At 68.8% G+C, this 14,746-nt stretch carries 18 protein-coding genes; 8 read left to right on the forward strand and 10 right to left on the reverse strand.

Translation table 11 applies throughout. The annotated features are described in order from the left end of the window. Positions 1 to 227: 227 nt before the first annotated feature. Positions 228 to 2,957, reverse strand: a complete 2,730-nt coding sequence (gene ppc, locus ACFTZC_RS02305; protein ID WP_382886040.1) for a phosphoenolpyruvate carboxylase — start codon at positions 2,955 to 2,957, stop codon at positions 228 to 230. Between the two features lie 236 nt (positions 2,958 to 3,193). On the opposite strand from ppc, the gene ACFTZC_RS02310 reads away from it, so the two are divergent. The 3 genes from ACFTZC_RS02310 (at position 3,194) to ACFTZC_RS02320 (ending at position 5,593) form a co-directional block, all read left to right on the forward strand. Next, entirely contained in the window at positions 3,194 to 4,183 is a 990-nt protein-coding gene (locus ACFTZC_RS02310) for an acyl-CoA desaturase (protein ID WP_382886042.1), read from the forward strand. Continuing rightward, positions 4,183 to 4,878, forward strand: coding sequence for a TetR/AcrR family transcriptional regulator (locus tag ACFTZC_RS02315; protein ID WP_382886693.1), 696 nt, complete (start codon positions 4,183 to 4,185; stop codon positions 4,876 to 4,878). The genes ACFTZC_RS02310 and ACFTZC_RS02315 overlap by 1 nt, the downstream gene beginning before the upstream one ends. A 115-nt stretch (positions 4,879 to 4,993) precedes the next feature. Beyond that, a complete protein-coding gene (locus ACFTZC_RS02320; RefSeq protein ID WP_382886044.1) occupies positions 4,994 to 5,593 on the forward strand; it encodes a Uma2 family endonuclease in 600 nt (199 codons plus the stop codon). 27 nt (positions 5,594 to 5,620) lie between these two features. Here the strand turns inward: ACFTZC_RS02320 and ACFTZC_RS02325 are convergent, their stop codons facing one another. The 4 genes from ACFTZC_RS02325 to ACFTZC_RS02340 form a co-directional block, all read right to left on the reverse strand. After that, positions 5,621 to 5,974 (reverse strand): hypothetical protein, encoded by a 354-nt coding sequence (locus ACFTZC_RS02325; protein WP_382886046.1) that lies wholly within the window; start codon positions 5,972 to 5,974, stop codon positions 5,621 to 5,623. A gap of 87 nt (positions 5,975 to 6,061) precedes the next feature. Next, positions 6,062 to 7,054, reverse strand: a complete 993-nt coding sequence (locus tag ACFTZC_RS02330) for a radical SAM protein (protein WP_382886048.1) — start codon at positions 7,052 to 7,054, stop codon at positions 6,062 to 6,064. A gap of 74 nt (positions 7,055 to 7,128) precedes the next feature. After that, a complete protein-coding gene (locus tag ACFTZC_RS02335) occupies positions 7,129 to 7,347 on the reverse strand; it encodes a hypothetical protein (protein WP_382886050.1) in 219 nt (72 codons plus the stop codon). Then, on the reverse strand, positions 7,344 to 7,565 hold the full coding sequence (locus ACFTZC_RS02340) for a hypothetical protein (RefSeq protein ID WP_382886052.1): 222 nt from the start codon (positions 7,563 to 7,565) through the stop codon (positions 7,344 to 7,346). The genes ACFTZC_RS02335 and ACFTZC_RS02340 overlap by 4 nt, the downstream gene beginning before the upstream one ends. A 174-nt stretch (positions 7,566 to 7,739) precedes the next feature. Between ACFTZC_RS02340 and ACFTZC_RS02345 the strand changes: the two genes are divergently transcribed. Genes ACFTZC_RS02345 through ACFTZC_RS02355 form a run of 3 tightly spaced genes read left to right on the forward strand, consistent with a single transcriptional unit; the run spans position 7,740 to position 9,929 of the window. After that, on the forward strand, positions 7,740 to 8,489 hold the full coding sequence (locus tag ACFTZC_RS02345) for a DUF6879 family protein (RefSeq protein ID WP_382886053.1): 750 nt from the start codon (positions 7,740 to 7,742) through the stop codon (positions 8,487 to 8,489). A 13-nt stretch (positions 8,490 to 8,502) separates the two neighbouring features. Beyond that, a complete protein-coding gene (locus ACFTZC_RS02350) occupies positions 8,503 to 9,342 on the forward strand; it encodes a helix-turn-helix domain-containing protein (RefSeq protein WP_382886054.1) in 840 nt (279 codons plus the stop codon). A 59-nt stretch (positions 9,343 to 9,401) separates the two neighbouring features. Continuing rightward, positions 9,402 to 9,929: a DUF6879 family protein gene (locus ACFTZC_RS02355; RefSeq protein ID WP_382886695.1), complete on the forward strand. Its 528-nt coding sequence runs from the start codon at positions 9,402 to 9,404 to the stop codon at positions 9,927 to 9,929. A 48-nt stretch (positions 9,930 to 9,977) separates the two neighbouring features. Here the strand turns inward: ACFTZC_RS02355 and ACFTZC_RS02360 are convergent, their stop codons facing one another. Continuing rightward, positions 9,978 to 10,205 carry a DUF397 domain-containing protein gene (locus ACFTZC_RS02360; RefSeq protein WP_382886055.1) on the reverse strand — a complete coding sequence of 76 codons (228 nt, stop codon included), beginning with the start codon at positions 10,203 to 10,205 and terminating at the stop codon, positions 9,978 to 9,980. Then, positions 10,202 to 11,074: a helix-turn-helix domain-containing protein gene (locus ACFTZC_RS02365; RefSeq protein ID WP_382886056.1), complete on the reverse strand. Its 873-nt coding sequence runs from the start codon at positions 11,072 to 11,074 to the stop codon at positions 10,202 to 10,204. Before ACFTZC_RS02365 ends, ACFTZC_RS02360 begins: the two co-directional genes overlap by 4 nt. Before the next feature lie 248 nt (positions 11,075 to 11,322). Between ACFTZC_RS02365 and ACFTZC_RS02370 the strand changes: the two genes are divergently transcribed. Then, the gene (locus tag ACFTZC_RS02370; RefSeq protein ID WP_382886058.1) at positions 11,323 to 11,607 is read left to right on the forward strand and encodes a hypothetical protein; all 285 of its coding nucleotides are present in this window, start codon (positions 11,323 to 11,325) and stop codon (positions 11,605 to 11,607) included. A gap of 93 nt (positions 11,608 to 11,700) precedes the next feature. Further along, a complete protein-coding gene (locus ACFTZC_RS02375; RefSeq protein WP_382886060.1) occupies positions 11,701 to 12,540 on the forward strand; it encodes a hypothetical protein in 840 nt (279 codons plus the stop codon). On the opposite strand, the gene ACFTZC_RS02380 is transcribed toward ACFTZC_RS02375, so the two are convergent. The 3 genes from ACFTZC_RS02380 to ACFTZC_RS02390 form a co-directional block, all read right to left on the reverse strand. Beyond that, a complete protein-coding gene (locus ACFTZC_RS02380) occupies positions 12,541 to 12,792 on the reverse strand; it encodes a hypothetical protein (RefSeq protein WP_382886062.1) in 252 nt (83 codons plus the stop codon). 130 nt (positions 12,793 to 12,922) lie between these two features. Further along, positions 12,923 to 13,558, reverse strand: a complete 636-nt coding sequence (locus ACFTZC_RS02385; RefSeq protein WP_382886064.1) for a Uma2 family endonuclease — start codon at positions 13,556 to 13,558, stop codon at positions 12,923 to 12,925. Between the two features lie 149 nt (positions 13,559 to 13,707). After that, complete coding sequence (locus tag ACFTZC_RS02390; RefSeq protein ID WP_382886065.1) at positions 13,708 to 14,556, reverse strand: trans-aconitate 2-methyltransferase; 849 nt, start codon at positions 14,554 to 14,556, stop codon at positions 13,708 to 13,710. Between the last annotated feature and the right edge of the window lie 190 nt (positions 14,557 to 14,746).

Consider the following 14,746-nt stretch of genomic DNA (forward strand, 5'->3'; position numbering starts at 1 on the left):
GGGCGGGGGGCGCGGGCGGCGTCGGGGGGGGGGCGGGGGGGGGGGGGGGGGTGTGCTGGTGGGGGCGACGTGCTGGGGGGGGTGTGGTGCGGGGGCGCGGTCCGCGTCGGGCGCCCCGGCTCCAGGCCCTACGGGACTGCCCCTGTACCGGATCCCGGGGATCCGGTACAGGGGCAGTCCTACGTCAGCCCTACGCCAGCCGTATGTCAGCCGTACGTACGGCTGTGTCAGCCGGTGTTGCGGAGTCCCGCCGCGACCCCGTTGACCGTGAGCAGCAGGGCCCGGCCCAGCAGCGGGTCCGGCGGCGCGCCCTGCTCGGCGGCGGCGCGCTGGCGGGCCAGCAGCGAGACCTGGAGGTAGGAGATCGGGTCGAGGTAGGCGTCGCGGATGGCGAACGTCTGCTGGAGCACCGGGTTGGAGTCGAGGAGCTTCTCGCCGCCGGTGATACGGAGGACTTCCTGGACGGTGAGGGCGTGTTCGGCCTCGATCGCCTCGTAGACGTGCTTGAGGTGGTCGGGGACGAGGGTGTCGACGTAGTGGCGGGCGATCCGGAGGTCGGTCTTGGCGAGCGTCATCTCGACGTTCGAGAGGAAGTTCCGGAAGAAGTGCCAGTGTTCGTGCATCTCGTCGAGGACGGTGTCGGGGCCGGCCGCGCGCAGCGCCTTGAGGCCGGAGCCGACGCCGAACCAGCCGGGCACGATCTGCCGTGACTGGGTCCAGCCGAAGACCCACGGGATGGCGCGCAGGCCGTCGAGGCCGGCGCCGGAGTCGGGCCGCCGGGAGGGGCGGGAGCCGAGGTGGAGGTCGGCGAGCTGGTCGACGGGGGTGGAGGCGAAGAAGTACGCGGGGAGGTCGGGGTCCTCGACGAGGGTGCGGTACGCGCCGTGCGCGGCGTCCGAGACGATGTCCATGGCGGAGTCCCAGCGGGCCAGGGCTTCGTCGGACTGGCGGGGCGCGGTGTGCAGGGCGGACGCCTGGAGGGTGGCGGCGACGGTCAGTTCCAGGTTCTCCCTGGCGAGGGAGGGGATGAGGTACTTGTCGGAGATGACCTCGCCCTGTTCGGTGACCTTGATCTCGCCTTCGAGGGTGCCCCAGGGCTGGGCGAGGATCGCGTCGTGGGAGGGGCCGCCGCCGCGGCCGACGGTGCCGCCGCGGCCGTGGAAGAGGCGCAGCCGTACGCCGTGCCGGTGGGCGACGTCGCGGAGGCGGCGCTGGGCGCGGTGGATCTCCCACTGTGAGGTGGTGATGCCGCCGAACTTGGAGGAGTCGGAGTAGCCGAGCATGACCTCCTGGACGTCGCCGCGCAGAGAGACGAGGCGCCGGTAGGAGGGGTCGGCGAGCATCTCGTCGAGGATGATGTCGGCGGCGCGCAGCTCGTCGGTGGTTTCGAGGAGCGGCACGATGCCGATCTTGGCCCAGCCGCCGTGGAGGTCGAGGAGTCCGGCCTCACGGGCGAGGACGGCGGCGGCGAAGACGTCGTCGGCTCCCTGGCACATGGAGATGATGTAGGACTCGATGACTTCGGGCCCGAAGCGTTCGAAGGCCTGGCGGACGGTGTGGAAGACGCCGAGGGTCTTCTCGCCGGCGGCGTCGAGCGGGGCCGGGGTGGGGGCGAGGGGGCGGCGGGAGCGGAGTTCCTTGGCGAGGAGCTTCTGCCGGTATTCGCGCGGCATGTCGACGTACCGCCAGGATTCCTCGCCGAGGCGGTCGAAGAGCTGGCCGAGCGCGTGGTGGTGGGCGTCGGCGTGTTCCCGTACGTCCATGGTGGCGAGCTGGAGGCCGAAGGCGGCGAGGGTGCGGATGGTGCGGTCCATGCGGCCGTCGGCGAAGAGGCCGCCGCGGTGTTCGCGCAGGGAGGTCTGGATGAGGGTGAGGTCGTCGAGGAGTTCGGCGGTGCCGAGGTAGTCGCGGCCGTTCTCGTGGGGGATGTTCCTGGCGAGGCGCTCGCGGGTGTTGACGAGCTTCTGCCGGATGCAGGTGGCCTTGAGGCGGTAGGGCTCTTCGGCGTTGAGGCGCTTGTAGCGGGGGCTGATCTCGGGGAGCCGGACGAGGTCGTTCTGGAGGGAGTCGAGGAGCTCGTCGGTGGCGCCGGTGTAGCGGATGGAGTTGGAGAGCTGGCCGCGGAGCTGGTCGACGAGTTCGAGGGCGTCGGTGATGCCGTGCTCGTGCTGGAGGATCAGGACTTCGCGGGTGACCTCGGGGGTGACGTTGGGGTTGCCGTCGCGGTCGCCGCCGATCCAGGTGCCGAAGGTGAGGGGGCGGGTGCCGGGGGGCAGCTCGACGCCGACGCGTTCGAGTTCGGCGACGAGGTCTTCGAGTACGTCGCCGACGGCGCCGACGTGCAGTTCGTCCAGGTAGTAAATGGCGTTGCGGGCTTCGTCGGCGGGTTCGGGCCGTACGACGCGCAGCTCGTCGGTCTGCCAGATCAGGTCGATGGACTCGGCGAGCCGCAGGTCGTGGCGGCGCCGGTCGGAGGCGAGCGCGGGGGCGTCGAGGAGCTCGGCGATGCGGCGGAGCTTGTTGAGTACGGAGCGGCGGGCGGCTTCGGTGGGGTGCGCGGTGAAGACGGGCCGTACGTTGAGGTTCTTGACGGTCTCGCGGAGGTGGTCGGGGTCGGCGTCCTTGAGCCGGTCGGCGGTGCGGGAGAGGAGGCCGCCCTCGGCGGCGCGGCGCTCGCGCAGCTCGCGGCCGCGGTGGACCTGCTCGGTGACGTTGGCGAGATGGAAGTAGGTGGAGAAGGCGCGGACCAGCTTGCCCGCGGTTTCCAGATCGGTGTCCCCGAGAAGCTCGGCGGCGGCTTCACCGTTCTCGCGCGTGAGGGCGCGGACCCGTTCGACGAGCTCAAGGAGCTCCGGGCCTTCCTGCCGTACGAGGGTCTCGCCCAGGAGGTCACCAAGACGGCGGATGTCTGAGCGGAGCTCCGCGCTGGCGGTTGGGGTCTGGTCGGCACTGCTCACAGGTGCGGCTCCTTGCAGTGTTTGAGCACGTCTGGAGGGGTTCTGGAGACTTTGCGGACCGCGCTGTCCGACGGTCCAAGGATAGGTGGCCTTCGCCTGACGTTATCCACAGCCCTCTTGCCTCGTGGTTCGGCACTGCCATACTTACGTTGCCGTAGGTTACGCACCTGTATCCGACCTTCTGTCCGATTCCCCCCCACCTCCCCCCGCCTCCCCACCTCACCCCAGGGATCCCCATGTCCACGCCTCCCGACGTGATGAACGATTCCCCTCAGCCGTCACCCTCCGGATCCACTCCACTACCTTCCGCCACGATCGGCGGGGAGAGCAAGGGCTCTCTTGAGCAGTTCGCGCTGCTGCTCTTCATCGTGGTGCCGTTCCTGGCCCTGCTGGCGGCGGTGCCGCTGGCCTGGTCGTGGGGTGGTGTGAGCTGGCTGGATCTGGGCCTGATGGTGGCGATGTACTACATCGGCTGCCATGGGGTGACGATCGGCTACCACCGCTACTTCACCCACGGCGCGTTCAAGGCGAAGCGCCCGCTGCGGATCGTGCTCGCGGTGGCGGGGTCGCTGGCCGTGGAGGGGCCGCTGGTCCGCTGGGTGGCGGACCACCGTAAGCATCACAAGTTCTCCGACGCGGAGGGCGACCCGCACTCGCCGTGGCGGTTCGGCGAGACGCTGCCCGCGCTGCTGAAGGGGCTGTGGTGGGCGCACATCGGCTGGCTGTTCGACGAGGAGCAGACGTCGCAGCAGAAGTACGCACCCGATCTGATCAAGGATCCGGTGATCCGGGCGGTGTCGCGTCAGTTCGCGCTGTGGACGGCTGTCTCGCTGCTGGTGCCGCCGCTTGTGGGCGGTCTGGTGACGATGTCCTGGTGGGGCGCGTTCACGGCGTTCTTCTGGGGGTCGCTGGTGCGGGTGGCGCTGCTGCACCACGTCACGTGGTCGATCAACTCGATCTGCCACGCGGTCGGCAAGCGGCCTTTCAAGTCGCGGGACCGTTCGGGCAACGTGTGGTGGCTGGCGGTGCTGTCCTGCGGTGAGTCGTGGCACAACCTGCACCACGCGGACCCGACGAGCGCCCGGCACGGCGTGGAGCGGGGGCAGCTCGATTCGAGCGCGCGGCTGATCCGCTGGTTCGAGGTGCTGGGCTGGGCGAGCGACGCCCGCTGGCCGAGCGCCTCGCGTCTGGACTCCCGCCGCAAGAGCGCACCCGCCAAGGCATGATGGGCACCGTGGCGATCGACGGCGGTACGAGCAAGCAGTCCAGCACGGAGAAGTCCCGTCCCGCGACGGGCCGGCGGACCCGCCGGGTCCGGATGACCGGCGCGGAACGGCGTGAGCAGCTTCTCGACATCGGCCGGACGGTCTTCGCGGAGAAGGGCTTCGAGGCGACGTCGGTGGAGGAGATCGCGGCGAAGGCCGGGGTCTCCAAGCCCGTCGTCTACGAGCACTTCGGCGGCAAGGAAGGCCTGTACGCGGTGGTCGTGGACCGCGAGATGCGCCAGCTCCTGGACATGGTCACGAGCGCCCTGACCGCCGGCCATCCGCGGGAGCTGCTGGAGCAGGCGGCGTTCGCACTGCTCGACTACATCGAGACGTACACGGACGGCTTCCGCATCCTGGTCCGCGACTCGCCGGTCGCCCAGTCGACGGGCACGTTCGCGTCGCTGATCAGCGACATCGCCACGCAGGTCGAGGACATCCTCGGCACGGAGTTCAAGAACCGCCACTTCGACCCGAAGCTGGCCCCGCTGTACGCGCAGGCCCTGGTCGGCATGGTGGCCCTGACGGGCCAGTGGTGGGTGGACGCGCGCCGCCCGAAGAAGTCGGAGGTGGCGGCGCACCTGGTGAACCTGGCGTGGCACGGCCTGGAGAACCTGGAGCCGAAGCCGAAGCTGATAGGCAGGCGAAAGATCTGATCGGAGGGCCCTTGGTGTCAGCTTCACAGGAGCAGTCACTCATTGTGATGACATCAATCCGACTGCGCCGCTACGGTGGAAAAGCAGGACCATTATTCCGTCCATGGGAGGAATCATGACCGCCGAGCCAGTCAAGGCCGCACACCAGTGGCCTGTGCCCCCTCAGGACGGCTACACCGTGGACGATCTGTTCACCCTGCCGGGACTCCCGCCTCACACCGAGTTGATCGACGGGAGCCTTGTCTTCGTGAGTCCGCAGCGTCGTTTCCACGCTCGAATGATCGAACTGCTGCTGATGAGTCTTCGCGCAATCGCGCCACCGGACGTCGTGGTCGAACGAGAAATGACCGTGATCATCGATCGCCGCAACGGGCCCGAACCCGATTTGTCCGTCGTCCGCGCCGAGGCCGTCACCGGCTGGGACCAGACCAGCTACCAGGTAACAGATGTCCTCCTGGCCATTGAAGTCGTCTCTCCGGACTCCGAGGCCCGTGATCGCGATGCCAAGCCGCGGAAGTACGCGGCGGCCGGTATTCCCCATTTCTGGTTGGTGGAGAAGACCGGCGCGGACGAGCACCCGCTCGTACGGGTCTACGAGCTGGACCCGGTGACAAAAGCGTACGCGCTGACGGGGATCCATCACGACCGCCTCAAGACCGGCGTCCCGTTCACCGTCGACATCGACATCACGATGGAGGCATTGGGCCCCCGCTGAGCGCGGGCTCCCAGGGGCCGGAACGCCTCAGCCGCGTCCCCGCTGCCCGCCCCGCAGATACGCGGACGCCGCCTGGACGAACGACTCGCGTGCCGCCTTGAAGTCCTTCCACTCCGGGTTCGGGTTTCCGTCGCTGCTCAGCACCGCCAGGCGCGCCAGCACGGCCCGCGCCTCCTTGACCGGGCCGACCCCTTCCACGTCGATGAGGTTGAAGGCGGCGCGTGTGGCCGCGTACGCGAGGTCCACCGCGGCGACGGCCTCCGCGTCATCGGCGTATCGCCCCTCGGCGCGGTGCCAGGCGACGTGGGATTCGGCGTCCGCCGCGGTGAGGAACGCGGCGTAGGCGTCACGGCGCGCCAGATAGAGGACATCGCTCATCATGGGAACTCCGTGCTCGCGATCCGGACCGGACCGACCACGCTACCGGCGACGGCTCGTGATCAGCCCAAAAGGGAAGAAGTTCCCGGTTCAGCAGTCGGTATCGGAGACTCCAGGGTTGTAGTAGCGAACGGAACGCTCCGGCGCGCCGATGGCTTCACGGGGTTTCGTCCATGCCTGCTCCCCGCCTCCGCTGTCCCCGCCGTCACTGTTCGTGGGTCCGCAGGCCGCGTCGGGAGCGCATGCCGTCTGTGGGCTGCACGACTCGAACGACGGGGTGCAGTCCGGCAGGCACGTAGGAGCCATCGAAACACCGGCGCCCGGGAACAGGGCCTGAAGTTCCGCACGGGCCGCGCGCATGGGAACGCCCGCGTAGATCTCTTCGAGGCTCTGCTCATGTACGTTGCCCAGAGCCATCCACCGGGCAAAGACGCACGGCCAGACCTCACCGTCCGGACCGATCGCGAATTTGCCCCTGCCGCACCGCCCACACAGCTTGTCCATGCGGGGATCCTTGCCGTCGGCGCCCCGGCCGAAGGGGCGGATGCGGTCCTGGCGCACATCCCGGATCCCCAGCCGCAGAAGATCTCCGCGCGCCTGTTCGCCCCGTTGGCCTTCGAGTACGCCGATGACGCTGCCGCGCAGTGGGATACCGAGTTTTCTGGCCTTCACCACGTTGGCGCGGGTTCTGGCGTGGGAGCCGCGCGCCATGGTCACGTCATCGTGGTCGGCGGGGTCGTCGCTGTAGTAGCTGAACGCCAGCCGGACCCCAGGGAGTCGAAGGGCGTTCCAGACGGCCTCCGTGAGGTGCGTCAGGTTGGAGAACACTTCGATGAGCATGCCGTTGGCCAGCGCGTACCGGATCAGTCCGGGCAGTGCCGGGTGCAGGGTGGGCTCTCCCCCGATGAACTGTACGTTCCTGACGCCCAGGCCCTTCAGTTCACGGATGACGCGGCGCCAGTCGTCGTCGGTCATGGTGCCGTGATCGCCCTGCGGGGACGAGCCGGCGTAGCAGTGACGGCACTTCTCGTTGCAGAGGCCTGTGATCTCCAGCCATGCGAAGGTCGGACGTAACAGGGGCATGCGGCTGGCTCGATTCGTCTCTGGTTCGGTGAGTCCCGGTCGTTCGACGGCGACGCCCGCCCGGCGCGCTCCCTTCACAGACGGGTCCTGTGGTTACGCTCGGACACTCGGGCCCGTAATTCCTCGGCGCGGGTGGCCGGCCGGACATGGGCGGGGTCGGCGTCCCACTCGCGCCCGCCCTGCGGGGGCCTGAGCTGTACGCAGGGCCCCACCTGCCCCATCACCAGTCCGAGCCGGTCCCACCGGGTGTCCACCACCCAGGTCCCGATACCGGGCGGTGGCAGGTCAGTCACGCCTCCCCGCTCCCCCCGGCCAGGCCCCGGCTGATCGCCTCCGCGAGCCGGTCGGCCACGTCGGCGCGCACGCGGCCGAGTTCGATGAGTGCCAGGTGGGGCGAACTGTGGTCGATGCCCAGGGAGGGCAAGACGATCCCCGCGGCGGTGAGGGCGGTGCCGAGTCGTTCGAGCGCCGCGGTGGTGGCCCCGATCGGGGGCTTACGCGTCGTAGCCATGGACGAGACATTAGGGACGCCGCGTCGGTAACCTCACGACTTATTCTCGAATATTCACACGCTTGGCGAGGTTATTCGCTGTCATTCTCACACCGGGGACTGGATTCTCTGGTGGGGACGTACGGACCCCGTCATGCTGGTTGATCACAGTCCGCACGCGAGAGGACACGGATCATGGCGCGACGTCTGCGCTTCAACGGAACGGGATCCGGGGTCAACGGATGTCCCGCCGTCCATGAGGACCTCGATACGGGAGAGGCCATCGTGCATGGCCGGCCGCTGACCGACCCCGAGGACCTCACCCAACTCCAGCACCTGTCTCCGGGGGAGACAGCAGTCGTTGTACCGCGCGAGATCCTTGTGGACTTCGGCCCAAAGGACCGCGTACCGCACGTCATCGGCCTTGCCGAATTCGCCCGGCTCTTCACAGCCTTCAAACACACGGCATGGCGACTGGAGACACGCCGCCGGTACGCATCGGACGAACTCACGGAGACCTACGCGCAGTTCACCCGGGACGAACCGGTGCTGTGGGAGGGCGTCGACGCGGAATGGTGCGCCGAGCGGCGAGAGCAAGTCGCCCTCGGTAAGCGGTTCGAACGGGTACGGATCTTGGACGCCCCGCCGACCACGGGGCAGTTGTACCTCCTGGACAACGCCCGCCGGAACAGCGCGGTGGGCGAGGTCATCCACACGCTGACGCGCGGCGAGGCCGACGGGCTGCGCCTCCCCGAAGAGGACTTCTGGATCTTCGACTCCCGGCTGGTCGCTCTGCTCAACTTCGACAGTGACGACAACCTGGTAGATGTCGAGCTGATCACGGAACCAGCCGCGGTCAACCGGTACGCCAAGGCGCGCGACGCCGCTTGGCATTACGCCGTTCCCTACCAGGAAGCCGGGAGGGACAACCCGGCGCCGGAGTAGGTACCGTGAACCGGTGAGCGACTACCAGCAAGCACGTGTGGCCCTCGGTATGAGGCTCCGTGAGCTGCGCATGGCGAAGTCACTCACCGGGGCACAACTCGCCCGGCTGCTCGGCTGGACGCAGTCCAAGGTCAGCAAACTGGAGAACGGCAAGCAGACCGCGACAGCGGAGGAGTTGCGACAGTGGGCGGCGGCGACGGACCACCCTCATGTGGCCGAGGAGCTGACCGCCCGTCTGGCGGGTCTCGAGTCCCACGTCCGTTCGTGGCGACGGCAGCTCGCCCATGGCCACCAGTCCGTCCAGGAGAACATCAACGCCGAGTTCGACCGGACCCGGACCTTCCGCGCTTGGGAGGCGGCGATGATCGTGGGTTCCCTCCAGACCGCCGACTACGCCCGGCACATCTTCAGCCGCTACGCGGACCTGCACCAGTCCCCGCGCGATACGGAAGCCGCGGTCCGGGCCCGTATGAAACGGCAGGCCGGTCTCTACGAGACGGGGAACACGTACCGCGTCATCATGTGGGAAGCGGTACTGCACGCCCGCCTCTGCCCGCCTTCCGTACTCGCGGCTCAGCTCGACAGGCTGACTGGAGTGATCGGGATGGACACGGTGGAGTTGGGGATTGTCCCCTTCAAAGCCGCGCTCAGGATCCCGCCCGCGAACGGCTTCTGGATCTTCGATGACCGGTTGGTGATCACGGAGGACTGGCACGCGGAACTGTGGGTGGACGACAGTGCCGGCGTCGCCACGTACCTCAAGGTGTGGGACGCGCTGAGCGAGTCCGCGGTGTACGGCGGCGACGCGCATCGCATCATCACGCGAGCGTCCCGGGCGCTCGATGCGCGATAGCGCGCGTCACGCCCTCGCTCGCCCTTGCCGTAGAGAAGGAGATCGGCCACGTGTCCACGATGATCAGCCCGGACGAGTTCGTTGCCCTCTTCAAGACGTTCGAGCACTCCGCGTGGCGGCTCGAAACCCGATGCGGCTACGCCTCCGATCGCGACGACGAGACCTACCGCGAGTTCATCGAGACAGGCACCGTTCAATGGGACCTCGACAGTGCGTGGTGCACGAACATGCGTCACCAGACGTCGCGGGGCAAGCGCGTCGGCCGCGTCCGTATTGTGGATGCCCCGCCGACGACCGGACAGCTCTACCTGCTCGACAACGCACGCCGCAACGCGGCCACCGGCGAGGACATGCGTAATCTGTGGCGGGCCGACGCCGAACGGCTGCGGCTGCCCGCCGAGGACTTCTGGATCTTCGACTCACGCATGGTGGCCCTGCTCCGCTTCGACGAGGCCGACATCCTCCTCGGCGTCGAGACCATCACGGACCCGGTGGAGGTCCTGCGCCGCGTTCAGATGCGGGACGTCGCGGTGCACCACGCCATCGCCTACGACGACTTCGCGGCGCTGCTGGGCACGCACCGATAGCGGGGCACCTCGCGAGCCGCACGGCCCTGTCCCCGCAGGGAAAAAGGGTCAGCGGGTGCGGTCCGGGGCGCCGCCCCGCAGGCCGCCGAGGAACGCGGTGAACGCGGTCGCAGGGACGGCCAGTACGGGGCCATGCGCGAGCTTCGAGTCCCGTATCGCGACCGTTGGACGGAGGTCGGCCACCTCTACGCATTCGTTTCCTTCGCCGCCGCTGTAGCTGCTTTTGAACCACAGCGTCTCGCTCGGTCCACCAACGGGAATCACACGGTCGCTCATGAGGACAGCTCCTGTCTCGCTCCGGCGAGCAGCCTCTGCGACGTGGACGCGTCGGCCGCCTGAGAACGAAGGTAGTCGAACGTCAACTTGTAGGCACCGACATCCTCGGCGTCATCGAGATACAGACCGCGCCGACGCAACTCGATGTAGACCACGGCCATCGAGTTGAGCGGGTTCCGTTCGTCCTCACGGCCCAGGATGAGGAAGTTGCCCGCCCCGGCCGCGTGCGCGCCCGCGCTGAACGGCAAAATCTGGATGTCCACCGTGGGTTTCTTGGCCGCTTCCTGAAGATGCTCCAGTTGACGTGCCATCACCGCGGCGTCGCCGACGGTCCGGCGTAGCACGGACTCGTCCAGTACGGCCCACAGATGAAGTGGGGTCGCCTGATCGAGAACACCCTGCCGCCGCATCCGCGCATCCACCATACGGTCGATCTCCGCGTTCGAACTGCGGACTTCGCGTGCCTGGTGAACGGCCAGGGCGTACTCCCTAGTCTGCAACAGCCCGGGAATCACGGTACTTGCGTACACGTACTCGTACTGCGCCTCCTGCTCGAACGAGACCAGCGGATCCATCCATTCCGGCACAGCCCTGTTGCCGACCCACCAGCCGTCGGCCTGGGACTTCGCGAGCAGTATCAGCGCGTCCCGCTCGGCGGAGGTGGCGTCGCAGGCGTCCGCGATGGCGCGGACGGTGGCCCATCGGATACGCGCACGGTCCTGCCAGGTCTCGTACCTGCTGACCGTTGCTTTGCTCACGCCGGCCCGCTCCGCGACATGCGCCTGTGTCAGACCGCAGCGCTCTCGCAGCGCGATCAGCCCTCGTGCGATCTGCATGCGGCCTGCCGGGCCGGTCAGGGTCGCGGTCATTCTTGCCACCTCTCGGAGTCGTGGTGCTCAACGCCTGGAGAGTAGAGGGGCGTCAGGTGACACCGTTCGACAAATTCGAGTGGCCACTCGCATGAGTGAATCCACAGCCAATGTAGTCCATTCATTGAACTTCAATGACATGCTTCCCATCAACTTGGTTCGCCCAGAGAGGGAGTTGAGGACATGTCCCGTCACGTCCGCGTCCCGGAGGCGCCGCGATGAAGCACGCCGGACGCCCCCTACGCCTGTTGCCCTGGACCGATGACGAGGGCCGGCCCTGCTACCTCGCCTCCGACGGCACCGGCCGCGTATCCCGGTTGGCCGACCGGATCGAGGCGGCCCGACTCGGCGCGGCCCACGCGCTGCACGCGCACGCGCTGGACGTACTCGCGAAGCCCGGGTGGGAGGACACGGCCGCCACAGAGCCCGACGAACTGGCGGTCGAGCTGACCGACTCGCTGCGCGAGGTGTTGCTCATCGCCGAGAGCGGGGGCGTCCGGCTCGGGCTGTCGGGGTACGGGCCGGAGGATTGAGATGAGGCCGGGCCGGGCCGAACGGTCGGGACACCAGGTCCGTTCCGTCCTCTCATCTGACAGGATGGGCGCTCGCCGACAGAGGAGAGGCACGTGTCCGCCCGCCCCAGCCTTCTCTACGTGACCGATCTCGGCTACCGGGCCGCGGGGCGGCCCCGCTACGGCGATGAGGATGTCTTCCTGGCCTCGCGGCTTCGCGCGGACTTCGACATCGCCGTGTGCCATCCGCTGGACGCGGCGTCTCTGCTGGACCGCTTCGACGCGGCGGTCGTCCGCAACACCGGGCCGGTGCTGAACTACCGCGGCGCGTACGACGCCTTCCGGGCACGGGCCGTGGCACAGGGCGCCCGGGTCTACAACCCGCTGGACGGCCGGGCCGACATGGCGGGCAAGCAGTATCTGCTGGACCTGAGCGCGGCCGGTCACCCGGTCATCCCCACCGTCGACCGGGCCGACGACCTGGGCCTGCTGCCCACCGCCGAGCAGTACGCGGTCAAGCCGAAGGCCGGGGCCGACTCCATCGGGCTCCGTTTCGTGTCCCGGGACGAACTCGACGGTCTCGCCTACGGCGACATTCTGGTCCAGCCGCGCGTCGACTTCCGGTACGAGGTCTCCTTCTACTACATCGACGACGCCTTCCAGTACGCGCTGCACGCCCCCGACCCCGAGCGGCGCTGGCTCCTTGAGCCCTACGCCCCCACGGAGGCCGATCTGGTCTTCGCCCGGAGCTTCATCGACTGGAACACACTCGACCACGGCATCCAGCGGGTGGACGCCTGCCGCACCCCGGACGACCGTCTTCTCCTGGTCGAGCTGGAGGACCTGAACCCGTACCTCTCCCTCGACCTCGTCGACGACCGGGTCCGCAACGCCTTCGTCACCGCTATGGCGGGCTCCCTCCGGCGCTTCCTGGACGCAGGGCCGCGCTCGTAGTCATCTCGGAGCGGTACGGGCGGCGAGCGGGACGGCCAGGGCGCACGGCGCGAGCAGGAGTCCGAAGGCGGCGCCGGTCTGCATCGCGCTACTGGCATGGCCCTGTCGGCCGGGTGGGCTGTGGGTGAGGGACAGTACGGTGAGGCTGGGAGCGTACACGCCCATGCCGACGGCCGCGAGGACCATGGCCGACGCGGCGGTGTACGCGGGCGTCGCGGGAAGTGTCCCGGCGATCGCCAGCGTGACCGCCACCGCCTGTACCAGAGCTGTGGGGCGAACGTTCCGGGTCGGCAGTCACGAGCGCCCAACTTATGGGGCGCTCGTTCTTGTGTGCCACGCGTTTTCGGGCTGCCCCGTGCTCTCGGGGCGGGCCCTCGGGCCGTTACGCCCGGGTGATCTCCTCGCCGATGGCGAAGCCCTTGGCGGGGCCGTCCGGAATGACCGCGTCCGTGCCGTAGGGGACGCGGTGCTCGTCGGCGTAGGTGGCCTTCCCGGGGTTGGGGGCCGTCAGGACGACCACCGTTCCGTCGCCGTCGTGGTCGTCGATGAGCACGTAGAGCGGGATGCCCGCGCGGGCGTACTCGCGGCGCTTGCGGTCCCGGTCGCGGGCGGTGTTCTGGTGCCCTGGGGAGACGACCTCGACCACCAGGGCGACCCCTGCGGCATCCACGCCGAGATCTTCCTCATCGGGGATCTCGTCCAGGTCGAGCGGGCCGACGACGAGGTCCGGAATCCAGACCTTCCGACGGTGCAACACGTTGATGTCCTGATAGGGAGCGAAGTCGCTGCCCTTCAGATGAAACTCCAGCGCCTGGCGGAGGCGGTTGATGAGCACGCCATGACGGCGGCGACCGGTCGGCGACACTTCGATGGACCCCTCGATGATCTCGGCGCGGTAGCCCTCGGGGAGTTCCATGGCCTTCCACGTCTGCCACAGGAACTCGTCCAGGTCGGAGACCGGCACCGAAGTCTGCGTGTCGTCCGTCACCGGAATCACCTCGTACGCGAGAGCGGTCATCGTGAAGCACCTCCTCCTAAGTGTGGGCGCAGGCACCACCACGGCACAAGCGACACCCGGACGCTACGAGCCCCGGCCTTCCCACCGCACCGGAAGCCGTGTCGATCACCGGAAAGGGTGACGTCAGGAGGGTGGTGTCAGCATCCCGTTCACGCCGCCTTGCGGGCGACCGCGAAGATGCGGCGGAAGGGGAAGACCGTGCCGTGGGGGCCCCGGGGGTAGGCGGTACGGAGGAGGTCCCGGTAGGCCGTGGTGAACTCCTCGGTCGCCGCCGGGTCGTCGTCGAGTGCGGTGAGGACCGGGCGCAGGGTGGTGCCCTTGACCCAGTCGAGGACCGGGTCCTCGCCGGGGAGGAGCTGGAGGTAGGTCGTCTCCCAGACGTCCGTCTCGCAGCCGAGGTCCATGAGACGGGTGAGGTACTCCTCGGGGGTGCGGACACCGGGAGCGGAAAGGTCCGGAAGGTCCCGCCAGCGGGGGGTGGCGCGCAGGTCGGCGAGGAGGGTGTGGCTGGGGGCCGTGAAGTTGCCGGGGACCTGGAAGGCGAAGGTGCCGCCGGGGGCGAGCGAGTCGATCCAGGGCGCGAAGGAGTCGGGGTGGTTCGGGACCCACTGGAGGGCGGCGTTGGAGACGATCAGGCCGTACGGTTCGCCGGGCGTCCAGTGCGCCGCGTCGCCGGGCCGGAAGTCCAGGGTGCCGCCGCCGGGGGTGGGGCCCGCGTACTCCTCGGTCGCGCGGGCCAGCATCGCGGGCGAGTTGTCGTAACCGGTGATGCGGGCCGTGGGCCAGCGGTCGGCGAGGAGCGCGGTGACGTTGCCCGCGCCGCAGCCGAGGTCGGCGATCCGGGGGACGCCGCCGGGACCGCCGGGTAGGTCGGGGACGCGGGCCAGCAGATCCAGGAAGGGACGGGTGCGGTGGCCCGCGTGCCTGAGGTACTGGGCCGGGTCCCAGGCCGGGGCGGGAGGCACGGGGTACGCGGGAGATGAGGACGGCGACGGCATGGCGGTGTTCCCTCGCTGGTGCGGAGCGGGCGGCGGCGGACAGGACCTGCGGGCGTTTCGGACGCCGTGGGTGCTTCAGGCGCCGTGGGTGCTTCGGAGTGTGGGTGCTTCGGACACTGTGGGGTTGTGGGCGCCGGGGCCCTGTGGGTCTTTTCCAGCCTGCACCCTCAGATCTCTTGACGTCAAGAGA

The organism is Streptomyces sp. NPDC056987 (genome assembly GCF_042673865.1).
In the GTDB taxonomy this organism is placed as follows: domain Bacteria; phylum Actinomycetota; class Actinomycetes; order Streptomycetales; family Streptomycetaceae; genus Streptomyces.

Coding starts and splice junctions, on each gene's coding strand:
- ACFTZC_RS02310 (WP_382886042.1), top strand. CDS start 3,194: ATGTCCACGCCTCCCGACGTGATGAACGATTCCCCTCAGCCGTCACCC.
- ACFTZC_RS02315 (WP_382886693.1), top strand. CDS start 4,183: ATGGGCACCGTGGCGATCGACGGCGGTACGAGCAAGCAGTCCAGCACG.
- ACFTZC_RS02320 (WP_382886044.1), top strand. CDS start 4,994: ATGACCGCCGAGCCAGTCAAGGCCGCACACCAGTGGCCTGTGCCCCCT.
- ACFTZC_RS02325 (WP_382886046.1), bottom strand. CDS start 5,974: ATGATGAGCGATGTCCTCTATCTGGCGCGCCGTGACGCCTACGCCGCG.
- ACFTZC_RS02330 (WP_382886048.1), bottom strand. CDS start 7,054: ATGCCCCTGTTACGTCCGACCTTCGCATGGCTGGAGATCACAGGCCTC.
- ACFTZC_RS02340 (WP_382886052.1), bottom strand. CDS start 7,565: ATGGCTACGACGCGTAAGCCCCCGATCGGGGCCACCACCGCGGCGCTC.
- ACFTZC_RS02345 (WP_382886053.1), top strand. CDS start 7,740: ATGGCGCGACGTCTGCGCTTCAACGGAACGGGATCCGGGGTCAACGGA.
- ACFTZC_RS02355 (WP_382886695.1), top strand. CDS start 9,402: ATGATCAGCCCGGACGAGTTCGTTGCCCTCTTCAAGACGTTCGAGCAC.
- ACFTZC_RS02360 (WP_382886055.1), bottom strand. CDS start 10,205: ATGAGCGACCGTGTGATTCCCGTTGGTGGACCGAGCGAGACGCTGTGG.
- ACFTZC_RS02365 (WP_382886056.1), bottom strand. CDS start 11,074: ATGACCGCGACCCTGACCGGCCCGGCAGGCCGCATGCAGATCGCACGA.
- ACFTZC_RS02385 (WP_382886064.1), bottom strand. CDS start 13,558: ATGACCGCTCTCGCGTACGAGGTGATTCCGGTGACGGACGACACGCAG.
- ACFTZC_RS02390 (WP_382886065.1), bottom strand. CDS start 14,556: ATGCCGTCGCCGTCCTCATCTCCCGCGTACCCCGTGCCTCCCGCCCCG.